We start from the raw sequence: 24,612 nt of genomic DNA on the forward strand, positions 1-24,612 counted from the left end.
AGCTCAAAAAGGGCAGCAGGCGCCGCCACCGCTCGTTAAAAGACCGGCGCGCTGCCAAATGCGGTCCAGCGTCGCGCACGGTCAGGCGACGTAATGCGTGAACTTGGTGTCCAGGAAGGCTTCCATGCCCTCGATACCCGATTCACTGCCGTAACCGCTGTCTTTGACACCGCCGAAAGGCGCTTCTGGTACCGACACGCCCATGCCGTTGATGGCCAGGCTGCCCACCTCCAGCCGTTCGGATACCGCCAGGATGGCTTTGGCCGAATCGGTAAACAAGTAGCCAGCCAGCCCGTAGGGGTTGGCATTGGCCTGGGCAATGGCTTGGTCCAAGGTGTCGAACGGCATGGCACTGGCGACGGGGCCGAAGGGCTCTTCGTGCAGCACGGGCGCGTCCAGGGGCACGTCGGCCAACAACGTGGGGGCGACAAAACTGCCCGTTTCGGGCGCGCCACCGGTCACGGCGCGAGCGCCCCGGGCGATCGAACGGTCGATCAGGTCGCGCACGGCGGCCTGGCGCCGCTCGCTGGCCACGGGGCCCATCTGGCTGTCGGCTTGCATGCCCGGGCCGACACGCAGCGCTTGCGTGGCGGCACCGAAGGCCTCGACAAAGTCGTTGTAGATGTGACGGTCGACAAAAAACCGTGTGGGGGCCAGACAGGCCTGGCCGGCGTTGCGGAACTTGTGCTGCACCATCATGTTGACGGTGCGGTTCAGGTCGGCGTCGCGACACACGATGACCGGGGCGTGACCACCGAGTTCGAGCGTGATGCGCTTGAGGTGCCGGGCCGACATTTCAGCCAGGTGACGGCCCACCGGCACCGAACCGGTGAAGGTGACCTTGCGCACGATCGGCGAGCTGATCAGGGCCTGGGACACCTCGCTGGGCACGCCGTAGACCAGCTGCAGCACGCCCGCGGGCAGTTCCTGGTTCAGGCAGTCCACCATGGCCGCGACGCTCGCTGGTGTTTCTTCCGCAGCTTTGAGCACGATCGAGCAACCCGCAGCCAGAGCACCGCCGAGTTTGCGCGCCGAGAGCACCAACGGGAAGTTCCAGGGCGAGAAGGCCGCCACCGGACCCACCGGAAACTTCAGCACGTCCATGCGGCTGTTGGGCAGGCGGGCCGGAATCACGCGGCCGTAGACGCGCCGCGCCTCTTCGGCATACCACTTGATCAGGTCAGCCGCCATGGCGCATTCGGCCTTGGCTTCGGCCAGGGGTTTGCCTTGTTCCAGGGTCAGCAAGGTGGCGATGCGGTCGGAGTTCTCCCGCAGGCGGGCCACACCGCGTTCCAGCCGGGCACAGCGTTCGTGTGCCGGCACCTGGCGCCAGTGGTCAAAGGCCTTGTGGGTGGTTTCCAGCGCCAGTTGCAGGTCGTCGGCGCTGGCCAGGTGCAGGTTGTCCAGCACCTCGCCGGTGGCCGGGTTGCGCACCGTCAGGTGCTGGGCATGGCGGCCTTTGCGCCAGGTGCCGCCGACCAGAATGTCGGGGCACGCGTAGGGACGGGTGCTCATATGTTGCGTCCTCCGTCCACGTCCAGGCAAACGCCGGTGAGAAAGCTGGCTTCGTCCGAGGCCAGAAAGGCCACGGCCGATGCCACATCGTCCGGGCGGGTAAAACGGCCCAACGGGATACGGCTCAGGAAACGCTCGCGGTTGGCAGGCGTGTCTTCCATGCCCATGAAGTCGGCCATCATGGGGGTCTCACCGATCATGGGGCAGACCGCGTTGATGCGCACACCGGCGCGCGCGTATTCCAGCGCCAGACCCTTGGTGAGGTTGATCATGGCGGCCTTGCTGCCGCTGTACCAGGTGAGGCCCGGGCCAGGGCGCACGCCGGTGGTCGATGCCACGTTGACCATCACGCCGCGCCCTTGCTCGATGAAATACGGCAACACCGTTTGCGCCGACCAGAACAGGCTTTTGAGGTTGACGCGGTAGACCCGGTCAAACTCGGCTTCTGTCACGTGCAGGGCGGGCTTGTTTTTGTGGGTGGTGCCGGCGTTGTTGACGACGATGTGCAGGCCGCCCAGCTGTTCAATGGCGGTGCTCACCATGCGGCGGTAGTCGGCTTCCTGAGACACATCACAGGTCACGGCGATGGCCTGACCGCCGGCCGCGACCAGTTCGTCTGCCATGCGCTGGGCGCCCTCGGCGTTGAGGTCGGCCACCACCACGGCGGCACCACCTTGGCTCAGGCGCCGCGCAATGGCCGCGCCAAAGCCAGATGCGCCACCGGTCACGATCGCTACTTGCTTGTTCAGATTCATCGTATTTCTTTCAAATGTCCAAGACCAGACGGCCGCCGCCGCAACGCGACACGCAGACCATCATTCGCCGCTGTTCGGCGCGTTCTTCAGGGGAAAGCACAAAGTCCCTGTGCTCCACGTCGCCTTCGAGCACCGTGGCCTCGCAGGTGCCACAAATGCCTTCGCGGCAAGACCAGGGGAAGTCCACGCCGTTGCGCTCCATGGCGTCGAGCACGCTTTCGTGCGCGTTCACGGTTGTGGTCACACCGGCCTGTTGCAGCACCAGCTCGAAGGTCTTGCGCTCGCCCATCGGCAGCTCAGCCGCTTTGAATCGCTCCATGCGCACCGAGCCTGGCGCCCAGTGCGGCGTGGCAGCCGTCAAAGCATCGAGCATGGGTGCCGGGCCGCAGGCATACACGGCATCCCAGCGTTGCTGCGCGAGACGCTCGGCCAGGTTCATCGGGCCGCCTTGTTCGTCGTCAAAATGGGTGACGAGTTGCTTGCCCACGAGCGACTTGAGCTCGTCCAGGTAGGCCAGCCGGGACGCCGAGCGGGCGCTGACCCAGACCTCCAACGCGATGCCTTGCTGGGCGCAGGTTTGAGCCATGGCGTAGATTGGGGTCACGCCAATGCCACCGGCCAGCAGCAGCACGCGGCGGTGTTCGGGTGCCATCTCGAACAGGTTGCGTGGCGCGCTCACGCGCAGCGCCTGGCCCACTTTGAGTTTTTCATGGATCCAGACCGAGCCCCCGCGGCTGTTGGCGTCCCAGCCCACACCCACCACATAGCTGTCCATGCCGGCTTGGCCCGTGGCATTGACCAGCGAATACTGGCGCACCAGTCCGTTGGGCAGCGCCAGATCGATGTGCGCGCCGGCCTTGGCACCCGGCAGGGGCTGGCCCGACTTGTGGCGCAGCTCCAGTGCAAGCACATCGCGGGCCACGGCCCGCAGCCCGCTGACCACCACGTCGATGTCAGCGCTCATGACTGGACCCGTGCTGCTTCAGCCTTGAGCATCCGGTCGATCAGCCAGCGGGCCTGGTTCAAGCCCGCATCGGCGGCAATCGGGATCATGGGCCGGTCGGGCACCAGGCTCAGGATCTTTTGCTGCTCTTCAATCATTAGCCGGTCTTCTTCAAAGGCCTTCACCACGCCCTGGAAGATGGTCTCGGTCATGGCCTCGTCGTCGAGCTCGAAATTGCGCGCCTGGCAGAACCAGTAATGGCTGGTGGTCTCGGTCTCTGGCGTCTGGATCGAGGTGTGCCGGAACTGCACGGCCTCTTTCACGCGGATGCCGTCTGCCGCACCGGTGCCCGTGGGCGCGGAGCCCGCATCCATGCGCAGCAGGGCAGGGGGTGACCACTGGTAAACCTGCCAACGGTCGACCTTGCCCTCGAACTTGGCCACGCTCTTGTGCAGATTGGGCATGTCATCGTTGTGGTACCAGCGGGAGATGGTCAAGGTGCCATTGCCGCTGGTGTCGCGCTCAATCTTGGGCTTGAGATCGGCCGCGCTGTCGGTCCCCAGCGTGGTGGGATGCACCCAGGCCAGGTGGGTGAAGTCCAGCAGGTTGTCCACGATGAGCTGGTAGTGGGCCTTGTAGTGGATGTAGCCCGGCTTCATGCGCCACTGTGGTGAGTTGTGCCAGAAATAGTCGACGATGTCCTCTTCCTTGGCCAGTGCCGGATCCCCCATCCAGATCCAAACCAGGCGGTTGCGCTCGACCACCGGGTAGCGCTTGATGCAGGTCTTGGGCGGAATCTGGTCCTGGCCTGGAATTTCAACGCAGGCGCCCGTCGGATCGAACTTCAGCCCGTGGTACATGCAGCGCACACAGTCGCCTTCCTTGCGGCCGATGTGCAACGGTGCGGCGCGGTGGCAACAACGGTTTTCCAGCGCCACCACCTGGCCCTGCGTATCGCGGTACAGCAACACCGGCTCGTTGAGCAAGGTGCGGTGGAACAAGCCATCTTGGGGGACTTCGATGTCCCAGGCGGCGACATACCAGCAATTGCGAATGAACATGAAAACGTCTCCTTGTTGTGTCAGGGGAGATGCTACGGAGCATCACTGAACGCCACAATTCGATTTTTCGACGATATGATCTGTTTTTCAAATCACCAACGCCGATGCCATGAAGCTTCAGACTCTGCAAGCCCTCATCTTTATTGAAGAGGTTGGTAGCTTGCGTGCGGCCGCGCAGTTGCTGCACCAGTCCCAACCGGCGCTGTCGGCCGCGATCCAGCAGCTTGAGGAAGAACTGAAGGCCCCTTTGTTGGTTCGCACCAAGCGAGGGGTCACCTTGACGCCCTTTGGTCAAGCCTTCATGAAACACGCCCGCCTGATCGTCTCGGAGAGTCGCAGGGCTCACGAAGAAATCAGCCAGTTGCGGGGTGATTGGGAAGGGCACATCACATTCGCCGCTTCACCTGCTGTCGCGTTGGGAGCCTTGCCCCACGCACTGGCCAGTTTTTCTCGCGAGCATCCCGGGGTCACCGTCAATGTGCGCGACGGTCTGTATCCCGCTGTCTCGCCGCAGTTGCGAGATGGCACGTTGGACTTCGCACTCACAGCCGCCCACAAGCACGATCTGGACGCCGACCTGGAAGCACAGGCTTTGCTGGTGAGCAACGTGGTGATCGTGGCCCAGAGCCAGCATCCGCTGGCGCGTGCCACGCGGCTGGCCGAGCTGCAGGACTGTCGCTGGGCGTTTTCCAGTGCGCCCCGCGGGCCTGGCGCCATCATCCGCGACGCGTTTGCACGGCACGGCTTGCCAGAACCCAAGCTGGGTCTGGTGTGCGAATCGTTTCTCGCCCTGCCGGGCATCGTGGCGCATTCCGATCTGATGACCACCATGCCCCGGACCCTGTTTCTGCGCAACGCATTCAAGGACCAGCTCTGCAGCCTGCCGATTGAAGACGAATTGCCCAGCCCGACCATCTATGTGCTGCGCCGCCACGACGTGCCGTTGACGCCCGCCGCCGCTGGCCTGATCCGCTGGATCCAGCACCACACACTCAACCACCACCTCACCACCGCGGTATGAACGTACAAGACTGGGTTTATCCCGCCCTCGTCATCCTCACGGGCTACTTGGTGCTGGGCATCACGGGATTTGGTTCCGCGCTCGTGACCGTTCCGCTGCTGGCCTGGAAGTGGCCACTGCCGGAAGTGGTGGCTCTGGCCATCTTGCTGGACGTTCCGGCCTCGATGCTGCATGGCGGCCTGAATTTCAGGCAAGTGCGCTGGCGGGACATGCTGGGGATGCTGCCCGGCATGGCCGCCGGCTCGCTGGTGGGTCTTTGGTTGCTGGGGCAACTTGACAAGCGCTGGCCCCTTTTTATTTTGGGGGTCTATATCGCCGTGGTTGGCTTTCGGGCGCTGCGCCAGAAACACCGGCAGGCCCAGACGATTTCCCCGCTCGGGTACCACGCAGGCAGCACCCTGGTGGGCATCATTGAGGTGATGTTCGCCACGGCTGGTCCTGTGGTGCTGGCCGTCCTGCAGCGCCGCCTGAGCGAGGTGGCAGACATCCGGGCCACGGTACCCGTGGTGATGGTGGTGGCTGGTTCGGTCGCCATTGTGGTGCTGGGAAGTTCGGGTCAGATCGACAGCGCGCACACCCTTCAACGCTGGATCGTGGCGCTGCCGATAGCCGCACTGGGTGTCATCTTGGGCAACAAGCTCGCACGCCAGATACCGCCCCCGTTGATGCGGCGCCTGATCGCAGGCTTGCTCATGGTCAGCGGACTTTCTCTCACCCGACACCTGTGGCTCTGAGGCATTGTTGTTTCCGGGCTCGGCAATGGCCAAGTGTTATTTGTTTTTCCGATCAACAGCGCAAAAAAGTGATTTCCAACTTGCACGAGCCGCTGCATATCATCCCAGCTCAATCAAATAACAGGAGACAAGCATGATCTTTCGCCGCACCCTGTGCGCAACCGCACTGCTGATGGCCTTGCCCATCGGCGCCATGGCCCAGAGCAGCAATTTGCTGCTCAACAGCTTCCTGGCACCGCAGCACCCTGTGACCAATATGGTGATCAAGCCTTGGGCTGAGAAAATCGGCCAAGTCACCGAAGGGCGCGTCAAGGTCGACGTGGCCCCCTCCAGTCTGGCGGCACCCAACCAGCAGATGGCCAGTGTGAACAAAGGTGTTTTTGACATCGCCTACCAGTTCCACGGCCTGATGGCTGAGCAGGTCAAGCTCAACCAGATCGCTCACCTGCCGTTTGTGAACAGCACGGCCAAGGGCAGCTCGGTCGCCTTGTGGCGCACCTATCAGAAGCACTTCGTGAAAGCCAACGAACTGGGCTCCGTGCACGTGCTGGCCATGTTCGTGCTGCCGCCTGGCGTCATGTACGGCATGAAAGGTTCCATCGACGGCGTTGACAAGCTCAAAGGGCGCAAGATTTACGCGCTGCCCGGCGTACCGGCTGAATTGCTTGAGGCCGCTGGCGCTGGCGTTGTGGCTGCGCCTGCTGCGCGCAGCCACGAAATCGTGTCCGGCAAGACGGTGGACGCCTTTGTCGGTTATTCCGTGTCGGATGCGAATGGTCTCAAGACGCTGTCTTATGCCACCGACGTGACCGACCTGCCTGGCAATTTGACAGCACCTTCCTTTGTGCTTTTCATCAACAAAAAGCGGTGGGATGCCTTGTCTGAAAAAGACCGCAAGGCGATTGAATCCATCAGTGGCGAAGCCTTCGCCCAAAACATGAAGATGTACGACGATCTGGAAGCCAAGATCCGTGCAGACGCTGCAGCCAAGGGCATCAAGTTCCACATGGCCAGTGAATCCTTCCAGAAAGACCTCCGCGCGCTGGCGGCTCCCATCACCGAGGAATGGCTGAAAGACGCTCAAAAAGCCGGTGTCAACGGCCCGCAAGCGCTTGACTTTTACCGGACCCAGGCGGTGTCCAACCGCTGAGCGCTTGCTTTGGCCACCGGGTTGTCCCGGTCGGCCTTTTTTTCTGGAGAACCCCATGTTTGTAAAAAATGCCTGGTATGTGGCAGGCACAGCTGCGGAATGCACCCAGCAGCCACTGGCCCGAACGCTGTTGAATGAGAAAGTGGTGCTGTTCCGCACAGCCGAGGGCAAAGCCGTTGCCCTGGAAGACCGGTGCTGTCACCGCTTGGCCCCGCTCTCGCTGGGCGACGTCGAGGCCGCAGGTATCCGTTGCCGCTACCACGGCATGGTCTTCAATGCTTCAGGCCAATGCGTTGAAATCCCCGGTCAGGACCAGATTCCGCCTGGCATGTGTGTGCGCGGCTTTCCGCTGGTAGAACGCCACAACCTGCTCTGGATCTGGATGGGTGACCCGGCCCGCGCCAATGCCGACGAGATCGTGGACGTGCACTGGAACGGTGCCCCTGGCTGGCCCACGGCCACGGGTTATATCCACTACCAGGCCCACTATCAGCTGATCGCCGACAACCTGCTGGACTTCACCCACCTCACCTTTGTGCACCGCACCACGCTGGCCAACAATGCGTTTCCCAACGCGCGGCCCGAGATTGTGCCGTTCGAGCGGGGTATCCGGCTCAACCGCGTGATCCGCGACTGCGATGCTTCGCCCCTGCACGGCATGGCGGGCAAGTTCACCGGCAAGGTGGATTTTTGGAACCGTCAAGCGTGGTGGCTCCCCTCGATCTTCGAGAACTGGGCCGGCTCCGTGCCCGCCGGCGGCGAAGACGAACCGCACGAGCGCGCGGGCGCCTTGCATCTGCGCCACTTCTCCTTGCTGACGCCCGAAACTGAGCAATCCACCCACTATTTCTGGGTGCAGCCTTGCCAGTTTCCCCACGACGACCTCAGCATGATCGAGAAAGTGGGGCAGGGCATCGCGACAGCGTTTGCCGAGGACCGCTGGATCATTGAAGCCCAGCAGCAGGTCATCAACAGCAACCCGGATGTGAAGACCAAAGCCGTCCGCAGCGACGCGGCATTGGGCCGCGTGCGCTACATGGTTGATCGACTGCTGGAGCAGGAAGCGGCTGAAGCCGCGGAAACCCGCACCATTCCAATCGCTCGGACAGCCTGAACAGCCCTGCTGAGCGCCCCTGATCCGGGGCTTTGCCAAGCGCCCGGAAACAGCGCAACCGCTTCGCGGCTCGGCAGGGGCTGGGCCGCCTTGTTGGACCCTGGCACTGCCTGGGTGCGCGCACCGGCCCCGCCCAGGCGCCATCCCTTTTGAGTCCTGAAATTTTGAACACCATGAAGATCATTGCCGCTGTCCTGAACAAGCCCAACGCCACGCTGTCGGTGGAAGGGTTGGAGCTGGAAGACCCACGCGACCTGGAAATCCGCGTGCGCCTGGTGGCCACCGGTGTCTGCCACACGGACATTTCTGTCATGCGTCGGCCCTTCCCGGTGGAGCAGCCCATCGTGTTGGGCCACGAAGGTGCGGGTGTGGTCGAGGCCATCGGCTCCTCGGTGACCAAGGTGAAAGTGGGCGATCGGGTGGTGCTGAGCTACAACTTCTGTGGCCAGTGTCCCAGCTGCCAGCGACAAGCCCCCAGCTATTGCCAGTATTTCTTTGGCACCAACTTTCTGGGGCAGCGCCGCGATGGTTCAACGGCCCTCTCGCGCCAGGGCCAGCCGGTGCGCCACAACTTCTTCGGGCAATCTTCTTTTGCCTCGCACTGTCTGTGCACCGAAACCAACGTCGTTAAAGTGCCGGACACGGTTTCTGACGAGCTGTTTGAGCTGCTGGGCCCACTGGGCTGCAGCATACAGACCGGTGCTGGCGCGGTCATCAACGTGCTCAAGCCTCAGCTCGGTGGTTCGCTTGTCGTGTTTGGCGCCGGCGCCGTTGGCATGGCCGGCATCATGGCAGCCAAGGCATTGGGCGCCGCCACCGTGATTGCGGTGGACAAAGTGGCCGAACGTCTTCAGTTGGCACTGGAACTGGGTGCCACCCACGCCATCCTGGCAGACGGCACCGTGGACGTGGTGACACGCATCCGCGAGATCGCCGCCGGGGGCGCGGACTGCAGCCTCGACACCACAGCCGTCAGCGCCGTGCTGCGTCAAGCCTTGGACTGCCTGGCTCCGCTGGGTCGGTGCGGCTTTGTCGGTGGAGCGCCAGTGGGCGCCATGCTGGATGTGGATGTGCGCGACATGATGCTCAACGGCAAGACGCTTCGCGGCATTGTGGAGGGCGACTCCAACGCCGACGACTTCATTCCTGCTATTTTGCGCATGCAGGCACAAGGCCTTTTTCCTTTCGAAAAGATGATGAAAATCTATCCTTTCGAATCCATCAACGAAGCCATTGCCGATTCGCTGTCGGGTGCCACCGTGAAACCGGTGCTGCGCATGGCCGCATGAGCGCCTCGCTGGGCCGTTTCCCAGCCAGCACGTACCGCACCCGCAGGATGAAGGTGCGCCCTTGAGCCCCCTTGTTCCCGCGCCATGCTCACCACTTTTTCTTCGAAAGTACCTGTCATGAACATAGAACCAAGTGACGCCAAGAAAGACCCGGCGGGTGCCTTCTGGCTACTGGGCATTTTGAGTGCCCTGCCGGTCGCTTTGATCGTGATGCTCACGTTTGCCGATGTTCTGGGGCGCTACATCTTTTCGTCCCCGGTTCGTGGCAGCGTGGAAATGATTGAATTTGCCATGGCCTTGGTCATTTTTACGGCCCTTCCGCTGGTGACGCGCAACCGCGAGCATGTCACGGTCAGCCTGATCGACGGTTTTTTTACCGGGACAGGGCGCCGCATCAAGAACCTGCTTTGCGACGCCGTCAGCGCTTTGGCGCTGGGCATGTTGACCTGGCGCCTGGTGCTGCAGGGTATCGAAGACCTCGACGCTGAAACCGCCACCATCGTGCTGGGTCTGCCCCATGCGCCGTTGAGTTTTGTTCTCACCGCATTGGCAGGTATATCAACCCTGACCGTGCTGGTGTTGATCTGGAATGCCTTCACCCACAAAGGAGCGGCAACATGACGGCTGCGATCATCGGTTTTGCAGCCGTCTTCTTGCTGGCGTTCGCCGGCGTCCCATTGGCCTTTGCCATGCTGTTGGCCGGCGTGGGTGGCTATGCGGCCCTGCGGGGTGTCGACCCCTCGTTGCACATGCTGGGTCAGGTCGTGGTGGATGCGTCCACCAATTACGGCATGTCGGTCTTGCCGATGTTTATTTTGATGGGCCTCTTCGTCCACAAAGCCGATATCAGTGGTGAGCTTTACGAAGCCGCCAACGCCTGGCTGGGCCACCTCAGAGGCGGGCTGGCCCATGCCACCTTGGTGGCATGTAGCCTGTTTGCTGCCATTTCGGGCAGCTCCATTGCCACGGCCGCGACCATGACCAAGGTGGCCATGCCGCCTATGCGGCGGCTGGGCTACCACGATCGCTTGTCCACGGGCGCCGTGGCGTCCGGCGGGGTGCTCGGGGTGCTGATTCCACCTTCGGTGCCGTTGGTGATCTTTGGTCTGTTGACCGAGACCGACATTCGCCAGCTGTTCATTGCGACCATCTTGCCCGGCCTGCTGCTGTTGCTGCTGTTCCTGGGCGCGGTCTGGGTGTCGTTGCTGATCAACCCGAGCCTGGGTCCCAGTGGCCAGCGCGTGCCCTTGCGCCAGCGCTTCACCGCCCTCAAAGGTGTCTGGTCCACGATCCTGTTGTTTGCCTTTGTCATGGGCGGGCTGTACGGCGGGGTATTCACCTCGACGGAGTGCGCCGGCATGGGCGCAACAGGGGCGCTGTTGATTGCCGTCGCACGTCGAAAGATCAGCTTCGCTGGCGTGGTGTCTTGTTTGCAGGAGACGGCCGCCACCACCGCCATGATTTTTGCGATCGTGTTCGGCGCCCTCGTGTTTGCCAACTTCATCACCCTGTCCGGGCTCACCTTTCAGCTGGTCGAGTGGATCCAGAACAGCGGCTTTTCGGTGGTTGAGGTGTTGTTGGCGATGGTGCTGATCTACCTGGTGCTGGGCGCACTGATGGAAGCCATGGGCTTGCTGTTGCTGACCGCACCCATGTTCACCGTGATTGCGGTCGAGATGGGTGTCAGCCCGATCTGGTTCGGTATCTTCGTGGTCATGATGATCGAGGTCGGCATGCTGTCGCCGCCGGTTGGCATGAACGTGTTCACCGTCAAGTCCCTGCTGCCAGACGTGAAGCTGTCCACCATTTTCCGCGGCGTGATGCCCTTTGTGATCGCCAACCTGATCGCGGTGGGAATGCTCATCGCCTGGCCCGACATCGCCCTGGTGACGCTGAAGTGGTTCTCGTGAGCATCGTTTCTGCTGCCATCGACTGACGCCGTCAGGTCCTCTTTATGAAAAAAAGCCACGCTCGGTGACGAGCGTGGCTTTTTGCTTGGGTCGCTTGCACGCCGGGGCGCAAGCGGTCAATCAGCGCTGCGGCATGTCCTGGCTGGAATAGCCCAGGCTGACGCCAGCATCCGCGGGAATGGCGGGCATGGTGCTGTTCCAGTCCAGCCATTGCTGTCGCATCTGCTCCATGCGCACGGGTTCACGCGCAGCCAAGTTGGCTCGCTCGCGCTCATCTGCCACGACGTTGAAGAGGTATTCGTTGCCGTCCACCTTGAGGTATTTCCACTCATCCACACGCAAGGCGCGTTGCTGGCGGTGGTTCATGCGCCAATAGAGCTCTCGTTGGAAGCACTGCGCGGGTTCCTGCAAGACGGGCAACAAGGACACGCCATCGAGCGGGTAGTCCAAATGGGCTTTTCCACCACCGATATCCAGCATGGTGGTCGACCAGTCCATCGACATGCAGTGCTGCGTTGACGTGCTGCCGGCCGGAATCACCGCTGGCCAGTGCGCGATCCATGGCACACGTATGCCGCCCTCGGTCAGATCCATCTTGCCACCCACCAGGGGCCAGTTGTCGCTGAAGCGTTCACCGCCGTTGTCGCTGGTGAACACCACCAGCGTGTCCTCGTCCAGCCCGTGGGCGCGCAGCGCGTCCATCACCCAGCCAATCCCCTCGTCCATGTGGTGGATCATTTTGCGGTAGCTGTACACGTTGCCGCCGTCGAGATGAAACAGGTTTTGGGACACGCCCGCCGCCAGGTGTTCGTCGTCGCGTGTTTCCCACGGCCAGTGGGGTGCGGTGTAGTGCAGGCTCAGAAAGAACGGCTTACCAGCCTTGGCATCTGCAGCCATTCGACCGATGTAGTCCACCGATCGCTTGGAGAAAATGTCCGTGATGTATCCCACCTCCATGTGCTCGTCCTCACCCAGATAGAGGTCGTGGTCTCCTTTGCCAGAGCAGTGGGTGAAGTAGTCAACCCCGCCAGCCATGATGCCGAAAAACTCGTCATACCCCGAACGCTGTGGACCAAACGTGGGCGGGTAACCCAGGTGCCACTTGCCGATCAGGGCGGTGTTGTAGCCCGCGTCGCGCAACAGCGATGGCAGCGTAGGGATTTCAGGCGGCAAACCCAGCGTGGTGCTGCCCTTGCTGCGGCTGCTGATCGGCTCTTCCAGGGCGCCTCGCAACCGGTACTGGTAGCGCATGGTCATGATCGCAAAGCGTGTGGGCGAGCAGACGGGCGAGTTGGCGTAGCCCTGGGTGAACTTGACGCCCTCTGCGGCGAGGCGGTCGATGTTGGGGGACACCGGCCCGAACTGGGCTTCACGGCCACCGTAACAACCGAGGTCAGCGTAGCCAAGATCGTCGGAGACGATGTAGATGATGTTGGGTTTTTTCATACGGGAAATGTGTTGGACGTACAGCTTCGACATGTCACTTTGCCGGAGCCAGACGCACTTTAGAGTGCCATGCAAGGTGAGTAAAATGTTTTTTTGACAATCCAAACAAGCAAAAGTCGATGGATCCAAGGCATCTCATGCAACTGGCGGTGATCTTGGACAAAGGTACCGTGACCGGGGCAGCCCAAAGCCTCCTGCTCACCCAGTCAACACTGACCCGCAACATGGCCACGCTGGAGATGCAAGCGGGAGAGTCGCTTTTTCAGCGCAGCCGTTTTGGTGTGCGCAGCACCCCCTTGGGTGAAAATCTGGCCCGGCATGGTCGCGTGATTGCGAGGCAAATGCAGGGAGCTGCTGAGACGGTTTATCGCCACAAACTGGGCCAGCACACCCAACTCAGCGTGGGTGTTGGGCCGCTCATCGGCATGGCACTGATGGGTGAATTTAGCGAGACTTTTATGCGGCGTTATCCCGACATGGCGCTCAGCATCACCACCGGACGACCGCTGCATCTGCTTGATCAACTCATCGATGGAGAGCTCGACGCCGTCATCGCCCCAGCCATTTATGCCCAGGTGCCGCTGGGCGTGAGCCGTGAGCTGCTGAGCGAAGACGAAATCTCAATCTTCTGCGCCCCCTCCCATGCCCTGGCCAACAGGACCAGCCACAGTGTTGAGGAACTCAACCAATGCGACTGGATGAACGTGGGTGCTGCATCACCATTTCAAAATGTGGAACTGGACATGCTGCATCGCAGTGGCATCAAGCGTCTGCGCACCCATTTCGCCACCGCGAATGATGCAGTGATCCTGTTAAAAACGTTGTCCAAAGGCCAACATCTGGCGGTGTTGCCAAGGTTGCCCGTGACCCTGCTTCGCGGTGAATACCCCATGGTCGAAATTCAGCCACCCTCGGGCACTGCCCGACGTGATCTCTTCGTCTGGATCCGTGCGGAACTGGCCCATGAACCGGCTTTGGAGGCTATGCGTGAAACGTTGGTAGAAACACTAAAGCAGATGGTGGGCTCGAGTTACAGCCCTTCGACGTATCAAGTGCCATAGCGATCGCAACGATCCTGATGCCCCGCCAAGCGTTTTTGTTGACCTTCACGGCGATAAGCCCAGCGCCACAACCTGGAGCCCTGAGACGTGATGTGCAGCTGGAGACCGCGCCCGTCCACCTCGATCAATTCCAGTGGCTGCAGGCGGTTCTTTTTCAGAAAGGCCGCCCACTGAGCCCGCTTCACCCCGTCCTGTGCGAACACATCACTCAACCCTGAGGGAATGGTGTCGGGCACGGCCAGTCGCCGCCTTGAGAATGTGGCCTCGACGGCTCGGCGCAGTTCTGCCGGGTCCAGGTCGCGTTCGGTGAGCAGCACCCAGAGATCGAAATAGTCCTTCGAAATAGTGCTTCATGCGGGTGTTGGCCATGCCCAGCAGGCACACCGCATGGAGCTTCTCGGCCACAACCGTGTAGTTCGGATACGAGCGCAACCGGGGTGCGGGCAGGTCGCCGAGCAGAACCGGGTACAGCACCGATTCCGGCGCCGGTGTGACCGCATCGCCGAAACCGATGTCCACCTGCAGCACGATGCGTGCTCCATCCAGCGTTGCCCGCAGGTCGATCCGCACGCCGCCATAGCCAGCGTCCTTGCGGATCACAGAGCCCTCGACCGATGCGGAGTCGAACACAATGCCGTCTTCCACCGCTATCGAGCAGATGTCACGGAAGGCCGCCACAGCGGTGTCGATGTCGTCCGGACCAAATCCCAGCATTTCCACATCGCGTGTCGGTCGGTGCGGCTGGTCGTACCAGAGCGAAAACAGCAGCGCCCCTTTGAGCAGGTAGTTGCCGGCATGAGGTGAGATGGATAGGCGGTACAGCAGCCGCTCCAACCCGTAGTGGGTGAGCGTCAGGTTGAAGTCCTGCTTGGTGGCATCGGCCCGTTGCTTCAGGCGAGCGCGGATCGACGCAGCGAGGTTCCGGCTCATGCAGTGACGCTTTCCAGGTAGGGCCGCATCACATTGGAGACGCGATTGACCGTGGCGTAGTGCCAGAGCGCATCCATCGTGAGCTTGCGTTGTGCCCAGCCATCGCGCAGGGCCTCCAGCGCCACGTTTCGGCCAGACTCCCAAAGTTGTCAAGCAGCTTGACAACTTTGGGGGGCGGTCGCATTTCTGATTCCGTCGGACGCCGGGAATCCTGACACTCCCCCCGCCGTCGAGATCAAACTCTTCCCAGCGCGCGCCGATCAGCTCGCTGGTTCGCACAAAGGTCATGGCCATGAACTTGATGGCCACACGGGTGACGGTGCTGCCGTTGTAGACCTCGATCTTGCGCAACAGCTCGGGCAGCGCCTTGCCTTCCAACCTTGCGTAGTTCTCCTTCTTGCGCGAGGCCAACACATCGCTCGGCCGAATCTCGACGGCGCGGTTTGCGCTTGGCCAAACCGTGAGCGATGGCGTAGCGAAAGATTTGAGAGCAGGTCTGCAGGGCGCGTTTGGCGATGTCGAGGGCGCCACGTTTTTTGATGGACTTCATCATCGCGACCAGTTCAGGCGCCTCGATTTCTGCAACAGGGCAAAAGCCAATGGCCGGAAACACATCGGCCTCCAGGCGGCGCCATACGTAGACAGTGTGGCTGTCGCTGCGCGCGGACTTCCAGCTTTCCCACCACTGGATCGGAGCCCGTTGCAAGCTCCTTGCGGGCTTCGTCCACCTTGTCCCTGGCCTGGGCGAGCGACACGTCTGGGTAAGCGCCGATCGCCATCAGCTTCTCTTTGCCCAGAAACCGGTATTTCCAGCGCCAGAGCTTGGAACCTGCCGGCGTGATCAACAGGTACAAGCCTCGCCCGTCAGCCATCTTGATGGGAGATGGAACGGTTTTGCCTTCAGGACTTTGGTGTTGGTCAGCGCCATTTCGTGCTCCCAACCGTACCCCGAAGGTGAAACACCCCCAACTGGTGGGGTACGAACCCTTAAAGATACCCCCAAAAATCCTAGGATGGCAAGAACCGTTACGGGACGTCCAGAAACAAAAAAGCCCCGGAACACTAGGGAAACCGGGGCTTTCAGGGTGTCTTGCGAAACGTCTTGGAACGCTCTGGGACTTATTTTTGGCGGAGAGGGCGGGATTCGAACCCGCGGTGGGGATAAACCCACACACGCTTTCCAGGCGTGCGACTTAAACCACTCATCCACCTCTCCAGGTAGCCTTGAATTATAGCAGGCGCAGCAGTTGGTTTTTTTGTAGTGGCGCCCGGCACAGAGCCCAAAACCTGAAATTTCAGCGTATGGAGGGGCCGTCAGCGGCCTTTTGCCAGGCGTGCTGCTGCAGCACGTCAAGCGGTACATGGTCCAGCGCCTTTTCGTGGGTACTGCTCAGCACCACCGGCGGTGCTACCCCGGCTTGAAGGGCTTCAAGCCAGCGCAGGGCGCAAAGGCACCAGCGGTCGCCGGGCTTCAGACCGGCGAACCGCCATTCAGGGTTCGGTGTCATCAGATCGTTGCCACGGCTCAGCGAATAGTCCAGAAAAGCCTGGGTCACGCGGGCGCACACCACGTGGGTGCCGAGGTCGCTGTCATCGGTTCGGCAACAGCCGTCGCGAAAATACCCGGTCAGGGGGTCGTAAGAGCAGGGCAGCAGTTCTTCGCCCAAAACGTTGCGGTTCATGGTGCTTGGACGTGGGGGATTCAGGTGGTTTTGCCGGTGCCGATCATCTTCATGGCTGAGGCGATCAGGGCAGACACTTCGGTCATGTTGCCCGGCACGATCAGGGTGGTGTTCGAATCGGCGGCCACTTTGCTGTAGGCGTCGACCGCGCGTTCGGCCACCTTGAGCTGGACCGCCAGCTCACCGCCTGGCTGGCGTATGGCAGCAGCCACCCGCTCAATGGCCATGGCGGTGGCGTTGGCCACCTCGGTAATGGCCGCGGCTTCGCCCTGGGCGTTGTTGATGGCGGCCTGCTTTTCGCCTTCGGAGCGGGCGATGAAAGCCTCGCGCTCGCCGGTGGCGATGTTGATCTGTTCCTGGCGGCGACCTTCGGAGGCTGCGATCAGCGCGCGCTTTTCGCGCTCGGCGGTGATCTGAGCCTGCATGGCGTGCAGAATTTCCTTGGGCGGGGTCAGGTCTTTGATCTCGTATCGGAGCACCTTCACGCCCCAGTTCAGCGCAGCTTCGTCGATGGCCTGGACCACTTGCGCGTTGATGATGTCGCGCTCTTCAAAGGTTTTGTCGAGTTCGAGTTTGCCGATCACCGAGCGCAATGAAGTTTGCGCCAACTGCGTGACCGCCATGATGTAGTTGGACGAGCCGTAGCTGGCGCGCATGGGGTCTGTCACCTGAAAGTACAGAATGCCGTCCACCTGCAGCTGGGTGTTGTCTCGCGTGATGCAGACTTGGCTGGGCACGTCGAGCGGAATTTCCTTCAGGCTGTGCTTGTAGGCCACCTTGTCAATGAAGGGCACGAGGAAATTGAGCCCGGGCGCCAGCGAGCCGTGGTATTTGCCCAATCGCTCAATCACCCACGAATTTTGTTGTGGCACCACCTTGATGGATCGGGTGATGAAGATGGCGGCAATGACAAACAGGAGGACAGCAATTTCCATGGTGTGCGGATTCTTTTTTGTGTTTAAAGAGGGGCAGGGTAGCCGAATTCTGAATCAGGTGGCGCTCAACCGGGCGAGGGTCAGACCTTTTCGACCAGCAGTCGGTTCCCCACCAGCTCGGCGACGCGGTAGGCACCAGGCACGGGAGCGTTGCCGGGGCGCTGGACCACGCTCCACTGCGCACCGCGGTACTTCACGCTGGCCGTGCCATCCGGCAGCCAGTCATCGACCTGGATAATCTCGCCCACATCCAGGTTGACACTGCGCATGGATCTGACCGATGGGTCAGCTGGGTTGCGCTTTTTGATGGCATACCAGCCGACCACGGCTGCCGTGCCGACAACAGCGGCACACACCAGTTGCACCGCCGTGCCTGCGCCTGCGTGGGCGGCGAGGGCGGCGGCAGCCATTCCCACGGCCAGCATCAGCAGGTAAAACGTGCCGGTGAAAAGCTCCAGGGCCACAGCCGAGCCCGCGAGCAGCCACCAGAGTGTTGAATCAGACATACATCAGCCTTCCTGTGGAACGAAAATAAGCGGGCGCCATGAAAACAAAACCCCCAGGTTGGTATGTCAGGCTTGCGCCACATTCTGCGACAAAAGCCTGCCCGCACCGGGAGTGGCCTGCTGATTTCCGTACACTTCGCGCCTGCTTTGCCGCTTTTGGCTGCGTTGTGTTTTTTGCCTGCCCTTTTTGCTCACCTGAGTGCCCCTAGCAAGGCCGGAGATTGCCATGAAATTTCGTTTCCCCATCGTCATCATTGACGAAGACTTCCGCTCTGAAAACACCTCAGGTCTGGGCATTCGGGCGCTCGCGCAGGCCATTGAAACCGAGGGTTTTGAGGTGGTGGGCGTGACAAGTTATGGCGACATGAGCCAGTTCGCCCAGCAGCAGAGCCGGGCCAGCGCGTTCATCCTGTCGATCGACGATGAAGAGTTCAGCCACGGCGCCGACCTCGATCCGGTGGTGCTGAACCTGCGCAACTTCATTGACGAGGTGCGACGCAAGAACTCGGACGTGCCGATCTACATCTACGGCGAAACCAAAACCAGCCGGCATTTGCCCAACGACATCCTGCGCGAGCTGCACGGCTTCATCCACATGTTCGAGGACACACCGGAGTTCGTGGCGCGCCACATCATCCGCGAGGCCAAGAGCTACCTCGAAGGCATCCAGCCGCCGTTCTTCAAGGCCTTGCTCGACTACGCGGAGGACGGCTCCTACTCGTGGCATTGCCCGGGCCATTCGGGCGGCGTGGCGTTTCTGAAAAGCCCGGTGGGCCAGATGTTCCACCAGTTTTTTGGTGAAAACATGTTGCGTGCGGACGTGTGCAACGCGGTGGAAGAGCTGGGACAGCTGCTCGACCACAACGGCGCCATCGGCGCGAGCGAGCGCAACGCGGCGCGCATTTTCAACGCCGACCATTGCTTCTTTGTGACCAACGGCACCAGCACCAGCAACAAAATGGTCTGGCACCACACGGTGGCGCCGGGCGACGTGGTGGTGGTGGACCGCAACTGCCACAAGTCCATCTTGCACAGCATCATCATGACGGGCGCTATTCCTGTCTTTTTGAAGCCTACGCGCAACCACTTCGGCATCATCGGCCCGATCCCGCAAAGCGAGTTCGAGATCGATGCCATCAAGGCCAAGATCCGCGCCAACCCGCTGCTGGCCGGCGTGGACGCCGACGCGGTCAAACCGCGCGTTCTTACGCTCACCCAGTCCACCTACGACGGTGTGCTTTACAACACCGAAGCCATCAAGCAGATGCTCGATGGCTATGTGGCCAACCTGCATTTTGACGAAGCCTGGCTGCCGCACGCGGCTTTTCACCCGTTCTATGGCAACTTCCACGCCATGGGCAAAAAGCGCGTGCGTCCGATGGAGTCGGTGGTGTACGCCACGCAGTCCATTCACAAGCTGCTCGCCGGCATCAGCCAGGCCAGCCATGTGCTGGTGCAGGACTCGCAAAACGTGAAGCTCGACCGCCACCTCTTCAACGAGGCCTACCTGATGCACACCAGCACCAGCCCGCAGTACGCGATCATCGCCAGCTGTGATGTGGCTGCGGCCATGATGGAGCCGCCCGGCGGGCGCGCGCTGGTAGAAGAAAGCATTTTTGAAGCGCTTGATTTCCGCCGCGCCATGCGCAAGATCGACGCTGAGTTTGGGGATGACGATTGGTGGTTCAAGGTCTGGGGGCCCGACGATCTGGCCGAAGAAGGTATGGGCGAGGCGACCGACTGGGTGCTCAACCAAGACCCAGCGGGTTCACAGGCCACGGCCAAGGAATGGCACGGCTTTGGCGATATGGCGCCGGGCTTCAACATGCTGGACCCGATCAAGGCCACCATCGTCACCCCTGGCCTGAACCTGGACGGGCGTTTCGAGAACGAAGGCATCCCGGCGTCCATCGTCACCAAGTTCCTGGCCGAGCATGGTGTGGTGGTGGAGAAGACGGGGCTCTACAGCTTCTTCATCATGTTCACCATCGGCATCACCAAGGGCCGCTGGAACACGTTGTTGACCGCGCTGCAGCAGTTCAAGGACGACTACGCCAAGAACCAGCCGATGTGGCGCATCCTGCCCGAGTTTTGTCAGAAACATCCGCGCTACGAGCAGATGGGTCTGCGAGACCTCTGCCAGCATGTGCACATGCTGTACGCCAAATACGACATTGCACGTCTGACGACCGAGATGTACCTGAGCGATCTGACGCCCGCCATGAAGCCCACGGACGCGTTTGCGCACATTGCTCAGCGCACCACCGAGCGCGTGCCGATTGACGAGCTGGAGGGGCGTATCACCACCAGCCTGGTCACGCCTTACCCGCCGGGCATTCCACTGTTGATTCCTGGCGAGGTGTTCAACAAGAAAATTGTGGACTACCTGAAGTTTGCCCGCGAATTCAACGCCCAGTGTCCCGGTTTTGAAACTGACATCCACGGCCTGGTCGAGGTGAAGGATGAAGAAGGCCGCAAGCGTTACTTTGCCGATTGCGTCAAAGCGGGGTAACCTGTTAGCTTCTTCCCGTTACTGAAAGGAACATGGATGTTTCCCGAATACCGCGACCTGATTACGCAACTCAAAGGGCACGACCACCACTTCACCCGGCTGTTTGACAAACACAACGGGCTGGACCAGACCATCAAGAACATGGAGTCCGGCATTGAAAGCGGCTCCCAGCTGCAAATCGAGCAGCTAAAGAAGGAAAAGCTGCTGCTCAAAGACGAGCTCTATGGCATTTTGCGCAAGGCGAGTGCCTGAAACAGGCCGCATAGGGCCCCAGGCCCCTGAAGCTGTACCACCGGCGGCTTCAGGGGCTTTTTTTGCGCCTTCAGTCCGGCGGCTGAGGGGTGCGTTCATCCGTCAGGGCTGGCGAGGTGTTGAGGGCGTATCGGGTTGGGGCGTGTTCATGTCGTCCCGCACGCGCACAAAGCTGGCAAATCGGGGCAGGCCGCTGGCGTGCAGGCCGCGAAAGCGGTAAGTCACCCAGGCGCCCACAGCGGGTGGGTTGTGCCGCTGCGCATCGGTCAAGCCGGACCCCAGCCGAAACCGGCGGCCGTCGGGTGTTTGCACCTGCAGCGCACCCAGGCTGTTGGCGTATTTGCCTTGCCCGGGCAGGTGGCCCGTCACCCGCGCTTCTGCGTCCTCGTGGGTTTTCACTTTCAGCAGGTCGTTGCTGCGCACCGCGCGGTACAGCGCTTCGCCGTGGTGCAGCATCAGGCCTTCGCCGCCATCGCGCACCATGCGGTCCAAGCGTTTCATCAGATCGGCATGGGTGTTGACTTTTTCTTGCGGCACCGCCTGCACCCATGGTTGAGCCAGCTGGCCCACCAGTTGCTGGTAGGCACTGATGCGTTGGGTAAATGTGCCGGGGTGCGCCGGCAGGTCAAACACCATGAAGCGGATAGTGCGCCAGCTCTCGTCGTCGGGTATTTGCTGGCGCACGGTGGACAGCGCATGTTCAAACCGGCCACGACCTGCCCAAAGCTCGCCGTCCATGGGTACCGTTGGCCAGTCGGCGGTGAACCAGCTGGGTGCTTGCACGGTCTGACCACCCCGTGTCAGCAGGGCCTGTCCGTCCCAGTAGCCGCGCAGGCCGTCGTATTTTTCGCTTAGCCAGTAGGCTTCAAGCGGTGTGCCTGGCCGGTACACACCCGACAGCATGAGCGCTGGCGCCTGGGCTGGGTTGGCCCAGCTTGGGGCGGCAGGCCAAACCAGTGCCAAGGCAAGCCCGGCAAGCAGCAGCACGCGATGACCCACAAAGCTTCGTTTTCGCGCTGTGGAAGCTGACGTTGCCCAAAACTGTTGTGCAGCCAGGAGGAAGTTCATGGCTGCGGTCTGCTTGTGGGTCAGGCCACCGCGTCGCTGTCGCGGCTCACGCCCGCGGTGTGACTGAAGCCACCGTCCACATAGGTGATTTCGGCGGTGACTCCACCCGCCAGGTCGGACATCAGAAACGCGGCCACGTTGCCCACGTCTTCAATGGTCACGTTGCGGCGCAGTGGCGACGCGCTGGCCACCATGCCCAAGAGCTTGCCAAAATCTTTGATGCCGCTGGCGGCCAGGGTCTTGATGGGGCCGGCGCTGATGCCGTTGACGCGCATGCCTTTGGGACCGAGCGATTCGGCCAGGTAACGCACCGACGCCTCCAGGCTGGCTTTGGCCAGGCCCATGGTGTTGTAGTTGGGCACCGTACGCAGAGCGCCCAGGTAGGTCAGGGTGAGCAGGGCGGATTTTGGGTTCAGCATCGGCAGCGCCGCTTTGGCCATCGCCGGGAAACTGTACGCACTGATGTCGTGCGCGATGCGAAAGCTCTCGCGCGAGAGGCCGTCCAGGAAGTCACCAGCAATGGCTTCGCGCGGGGCAAAACCGATGCTGTGCACAAAGCCGTCAAACTGGGGCCAGACCAGCGACAGGTCGGCGAACATTTTTTCGATCTGTTCATCGGAACCCACGTCGCAATCGAAGATCAGTTTCGAATCGAAGTCGGCAGCAAATTCCGTGATGCGGTCCTTGAAGCGCTCGCCCACATAGCTGAACGCCAGTTCGGCGCCCTGCTGGTGGCAGGCCTTGGCGATGCCATAGGCGATCGAGCGGTTGGACAGTACGCCCGTGATCAGCAATTTTTTGCCTGCGAGAAAACCCATTGTTCAATCTCCAAAGAAAATTCCAGCAGAATTGTCGCATGTGCTTCATCCGCCAGTTTCTCTCCCCCCGTGCCACGTCGGCTGTGTTTGCCGCATGGTTGGCGGTGGCGAGTCCTGCTGCATGGGCAGCCCATGGTTACGCGCTCTGGGGCGACCTGAAATACCCCGCCGGCTTCGCTCACTTTGACTACGTCAACCCCGCAGCGCCTAAAGGGGGCGAACTCAGGCTGGTGAGCAACCTGCGGGTATCCACCTTCGACAAATACAACCCGTTTACCCTGCGGGGCAGCGCGCCAGCCTACCTGTCCAACCTGATGTTCGACACCTTGCTGGTGGGCGCGCTGGACGAGACCGGTGCCGGTTACGGCTTGCTGGCCGAAGATGTGAGCGCCGCAGCCGATGGCTTGTCCGTCACGTTCCGGCTGCGCCGCAACGCGCGCTTTCACAACGGGGACCCGGTGCTGGCGGCCGACGTAAAGCACAGCTTTGACACGCTCATGGGGCCGCACACCTCGCCCGCGTTCAAAACCATCCTGGAAGATGTGGCGGGGCTGGACGTGCTCGATGAGCGCACGGTGCGCTACCGTTTCAAAAAGGCGAACCGTGAGCTGCCCCTGACGGTGGGCGGCTTACCGGTTTTCAGCCGGGACTGGGGCAATGCCACCGACCCTAAAACCGGCCAACGCAAGACCTTTGACCAGGTGGTGATGGACCCGCCCATTGGCAGCGGTCCCTACAAAATTGGCCCGGTGCAGTTTGGCAAAGACATCACCTATGTGCGCGACCCGGCCTACTGGGCGCGCGACCTGCCCGTGCGCCGAGGCAGTGCCAATTTCGACCGTATTTTGGTCAAAATTTACCGGGACAACACCGCCAAACTTGAAGCGCTGAAAGCCGGTGAATTTGATCTGATGCGCTTCTTTTCAGCCGGCGACTGGGCGCGCCGCGTCAACGGCAAACGGTTTGATTCCGGTGAACTCGTCAAAGCAGAGCTCAAACACCGCCTGCCCACCGGTTTTCAAAGCTACGTGTTGAACACCCGGCGTGCGCCCTTGCAGGACCTGCGCGTGCGTGAGGCCCTGGGTCTGGCGATGGACTACGAGTGGATGAACCGCCAGATGTTCTACAACGCCTACCAACGCGTGCAGGGTTTGTTTGGTAATACCGACTGCTCTCCCACCGGCACCCCCAGCCCCGAAGAGCTCGCGCTCATGGCCCCCTGGCGCGAACAGCTGCCACCGGCCGCCTTTGGCCCAATGCTGGTGCCCCCCCGCACCGACGGTGACAGCTCGCTGCGGGCCAACCTTCGGCGGGCGCAGGCCTTGCTGCGCGAGGCCGGCTGGACGGTGCAGGGCGGTCAACTGCGCAATGCCCAGGGCGTAGCGATGGTGCTGGAATACCTGGACAGCAACGAAACCGGCGCGCGCGTGGTGACACCATGGGCCCGCAACCTGGAAAAACTTGGCATCGAACTCAAGTTCCGCCCAGTGGACTTTGCGCTGTACCAGCAGCGCTTGCGCACGTTTGATTTCGACATCATTTCCATCGCCTACGGTGGCACCCACAACCCCGGCGCGGAATACGCCGACCTGTTTGGCAGCCAGGCCGCCAAAACGGAAGACTCGGGCAACTTTGCCGGTGTGTCCAGCCGGGCGGTGGACGCCCTGATTGCCCGCATGTCAAATGCGCCATCAAAACCCGATTTTTTGACCGCCTGCCGGGCGCTGGACCGCGTGATCAGCCACAGCCACTACCTGGTGCCGCAGTGGTCTGCCACCACGCACCGTTTGGTGTACAACGGCTGGCGGCTGGCCCAGCCAGCAGAGATGCCGCCCTATGCGGCCGGTGAAACCTGGGCGATCGACACCTGGTGGAGCAAGCCATGAAGGTACCCACTGCCAACTCGCTGC

The 24,612-nt window shown here is 61.6% G+C and carries 22 protein-coding genes, 1 tRNA gene and 3 pseudogenes; 11 read left to right on the forward strand and 15 right to left on the reverse strand.

Annotated elements, in window-relative coordinates; genetic code table 11:
* Positions 1–81: 81 nt before the first annotated feature.
* The 4 genes from ACTG4K_RS10650 to ACTG4K_RS10665 are packed head-to-tail and all read right to left on the reverse strand — an operon-like array spanning position 82 to position 4,274.
* Positions 82–1,515, reverse strand: coding sequence for an NAD-dependent succinate-semialdehyde dehydrogenase (locus ACTG4K_RS10650; RefSeq protein ID WP_439114188.1), 1,434 nt, complete (start codon positions 1,513–1,515; stop codon positions 82–84).
* A complete protein-coding gene (locus ACTG4K_RS10655; protein WP_439114189.1) occupies positions 1,512–2,270 on the reverse strand; it encodes an SDR family oxidoreductase in 759 nt (252 codons plus the stop codon). Before ACTG4K_RS10655 ends, ACTG4K_RS10650 begins: the two co-directional genes overlap by 4 nt.
* 10 nt (positions 2,271–2,280) lie before the next feature.
* Positions 2,281–3,234 (reverse strand): PDR/VanB family oxidoreductase, encoded by a 954-nt coding sequence (locus ACTG4K_RS10660; protein ID WP_439114190.1) that lies wholly within the window; start codon positions 3,232–3,234, stop codon positions 2,281–2,283.
* Positions 3,231–4,274, reverse strand: a complete 1,044-nt coding sequence (locus ACTG4K_RS10665; RefSeq protein WP_439114191.1) for an aromatic ring-hydroxylating dioxygenase subunit alpha — start codon at positions 4,272–4,274, stop codon at positions 3,231–3,233. Before ACTG4K_RS10665 ends, ACTG4K_RS10660 begins: the two co-directional genes overlap by 4 nt.
* Positions 4,275–4,383: 109 nt before the next feature.
* Between ACTG4K_RS10665 and ACTG4K_RS10670 the strand changes: the two genes are divergently transcribed.
* The 7 genes from ACTG4K_RS10670 to ACTG4K_RS10700 all read left to right on the forward strand — a co-directional run bounded on the left by ACTG4K_RS10670 (position 4,384) and on the right by ACTG4K_RS10700 (position 11,492).
* On the forward strand, positions 4,384–5,295 hold the full coding sequence (locus ACTG4K_RS10670; protein ID WP_439114192.1) for a LysR substrate-binding domain-containing protein: 912 nt from the start codon (positions 4,384–4,386) through the stop codon (positions 5,293–5,295).
* Positions 5,292–6,029, forward strand: a complete 738-nt coding sequence (locus ACTG4K_RS10675; RefSeq protein ID WP_439114193.1) for a sulfite exporter TauE/SafE family protein — start codon at positions 5,292–5,294, stop codon at positions 6,027–6,029. Before ACTG4K_RS10670 ends, ACTG4K_RS10675 begins: the two co-directional genes overlap by 4 nt.
* Before the next feature lie 133 nt (positions 6,030–6,162).
* Entirely contained in the window at positions 6,163–7,179 is a 1,017-nt protein-coding gene (locus ACTG4K_RS10680; RefSeq protein ID WP_439114194.1) for a TRAP transporter substrate-binding protein, read from the forward strand.
* A gap of 55 nt (positions 7,180–7,234) precedes the next feature.
* Positions 7,235–8,293, forward strand: coding sequence for a Rieske 2Fe-2S domain-containing protein (locus ACTG4K_RS10685; protein WP_439114195.1), 1,059 nt, complete (start codon positions 7,235–7,237; stop codon positions 8,291–8,293).
* 173 nt (positions 8,294–8,466) lie between these two features.
* On the forward strand, positions 8,467–9,582 hold the full coding sequence (locus ACTG4K_RS10690; protein ID WP_439114196.1) for an NAD(P)-dependent alcohol dehydrogenase: 1,116 nt from the start codon (positions 8,467–8,469) through the stop codon (positions 9,580–9,582).
* 117 nt (positions 9,583–9,699) lie between these two features.
* Positions 9,700–10,203 (forward strand): TRAP transporter small permease, encoded by a 504-nt coding sequence (locus ACTG4K_RS10695; protein WP_439114197.1) that lies wholly within the window; start codon positions 9,700–9,702, stop codon positions 10,201–10,203.
* On the forward strand, positions 10,200–11,492 hold the full coding sequence (locus ACTG4K_RS10700; protein WP_439114198.1) for a TRAP transporter large permease: 1,293 nt from the start codon (positions 10,200–10,202) through the stop codon (positions 11,490–11,492). Before ACTG4K_RS10695 ends, ACTG4K_RS10700 begins: the two co-directional genes overlap by 4 nt.
* Positions 11,493–11,612: 120 nt before the next feature.
* Here the strand turns inward: ACTG4K_RS10700 and ACTG4K_RS10705 are convergent, their stop codons facing one another.
* A complete protein-coding gene (locus ACTG4K_RS10705; RefSeq protein WP_439114199.1) occupies positions 11,613–12,938 on the reverse strand; it encodes a sulfatase family protein in 1,326 nt (441 codons plus the stop codon).
* Between the two features lie 137 nt (positions 12,939–13,075).
* On the opposite strand from ACTG4K_RS10705, the gene ACTG4K_RS10710 reads away from it, so the two are divergent.
* On the forward strand, positions 13,076–13,999 hold the full coding sequence (locus tag ACTG4K_RS10710) for a LysR family transcriptional regulator (protein ID WP_439114200.1): 924 nt from the start codon (positions 13,076–13,078) through the stop codon (positions 13,997–13,999).
* Between the two features lie 107 nt (positions 14,000–14,106).
* Here the strand turns inward: ACTG4K_RS10710 and ACTG4K_RS10715 are convergent.
* The 8 genes and pseudogenes from ACTG4K_RS10715 to ACTG4K_RS10750 form a co-directional block, all read right to left on the reverse strand.
* A pseudogene (locus ACTG4K_RS10715) lies at positions 14,107–14,929 on the reverse strand (nucleotidyl transferase AbiEii/AbiGii toxin family protein); the annotation flags it as partial.
* Positions 14,926–15,063, reverse strand: a pseudogene (locus ACTG4K_RS10720) (transcriptional regulator); the annotation flags it as partial. The pseudogenes ACTG4K_RS10720 and ACTG4K_RS10715, both read right to left, overlap by 4 nt.
* A gap of 101 nt (positions 15,064–15,164) precedes the next feature.
* Positions 15,165–15,635, reverse strand: a complete 471-nt coding sequence (locus tag ACTG4K_RS10725; protein WP_439114201.1) for a phage integrase central domain-containing protein — start codon at positions 15,633–15,635, stop codon at positions 15,165–15,167.
* 34 nt (positions 15,636–15,669) lie between these two features.
* A pseudogene (locus tag ACTG4K_RS10730) lies at positions 15,670–15,801 on the reverse strand (Arm DNA-binding domain-containing protein); the annotation flags it as partial.
* A gap of 254 nt (positions 15,802–16,055) precedes the next feature.
* Positions 16,056–16,145 (reverse strand) — tRNA-Ser (locus ACTG4K_RS10735).
* A 79-nt stretch (positions 16,146–16,224) separates the two neighbouring features.
* Positions 16,225–16,611 (reverse strand): DUF2237 family protein, encoded by a 387-nt coding sequence (locus tag ACTG4K_RS10740; RefSeq protein WP_439114202.1) that lies wholly within the window; start codon positions 16,609–16,611, stop codon positions 16,225–16,227.
* 20 nt (positions 16,612–16,631) lie between these two features.
* Positions 16,632–17,546, reverse strand: a complete 915-nt coding sequence (locus ACTG4K_RS10745; RefSeq protein ID WP_439114203.1) for an SPFH domain-containing protein — start codon at positions 17,544–17,546, stop codon at positions 16,632–16,634.
* 80 nt (positions 17,547–17,626) lie between these two features.
* Positions 17,627–18,052, reverse strand: coding sequence for an NfeD family protein (locus tag ACTG4K_RS10750; RefSeq protein ID WP_439114204.1), 426 nt, complete (start codon positions 18,050–18,052; stop codon positions 17,627–17,629).
* A gap of 226 nt (positions 18,053–18,278) precedes the next feature.
* On the opposite strand from ACTG4K_RS10750, the gene ACTG4K_RS10755 reads away from it, so the two are divergent.
* Together ACTG4K_RS10755 and ACTG4K_RS10760 are read left to right on the forward strand one after the other, a co-directional pair.
* A complete protein-coding gene (locus ACTG4K_RS10755) occupies positions 18,279–20,564 on the forward strand; it encodes an Orn/Lys/Arg decarboxylase N-terminal domain-containing protein (protein ID WP_439114205.1) in 2,286 nt (761 codons plus the stop codon).
* A gap of 36 nt (positions 20,565–20,600) precedes the next feature.
* The gene (locus tag ACTG4K_RS10760) at positions 20,601–20,816 is read left to right on the forward strand and encodes a YdcH family protein (RefSeq protein ID WP_439114206.1); all 216 of its coding nucleotides are present in this window, start codon (positions 20,601–20,603) and stop codon (positions 20,814–20,816) included.
* 102 nt (positions 20,817–20,918) lie between these two features.
* Here the strand turns inward: ACTG4K_RS10760 and ACTG4K_RS10765 are convergent, their stop codons facing one another.
* The gene (locus ACTG4K_RS10765; RefSeq protein WP_439114383.1) at positions 20,919–21,800 is read right to left on the reverse strand and encodes a DNA ligase; all 882 of its coding nucleotides are present in this window, start codon (positions 21,798–21,800) and stop codon (positions 20,919–20,921) included.
* Between the two features lie 104 nt (positions 21,801–21,904).
* Positions 21,905–22,702 carry an enoyl-ACP reductase FabI gene (fabI, locus tag ACTG4K_RS10770; RefSeq protein WP_439114207.1) on the reverse strand — a complete coding sequence of 266 codons (798 nt, stop codon included), beginning with the start codon at positions 22,700–22,702 and terminating at the stop codon, positions 21,905–21,907.
* A gap of 38 nt (positions 22,703–22,740) precedes the next feature.
* Between fabI and ACTG4K_RS10775 the strand changes: the two genes are divergently transcribed.
* Entirely contained in the window at positions 22,741–24,588 is a 1,848-nt protein-coding gene (locus tag ACTG4K_RS10775; RefSeq protein WP_439114208.1) for an extracellular solute-binding protein, read from the forward strand.
* Positions 24,589–24,612: the final 24 nt, after the last annotated feature.

It is taken from the genome of Hydrogenophaga sp. (genome assembly GCF_965657535.1).
Taxonomy (GTDB): domain Bacteria; phylum Pseudomonadota; class Gammaproteobacteria; order Burkholderiales; family Burkholderiaceae_C; genus Hydrogenophaga.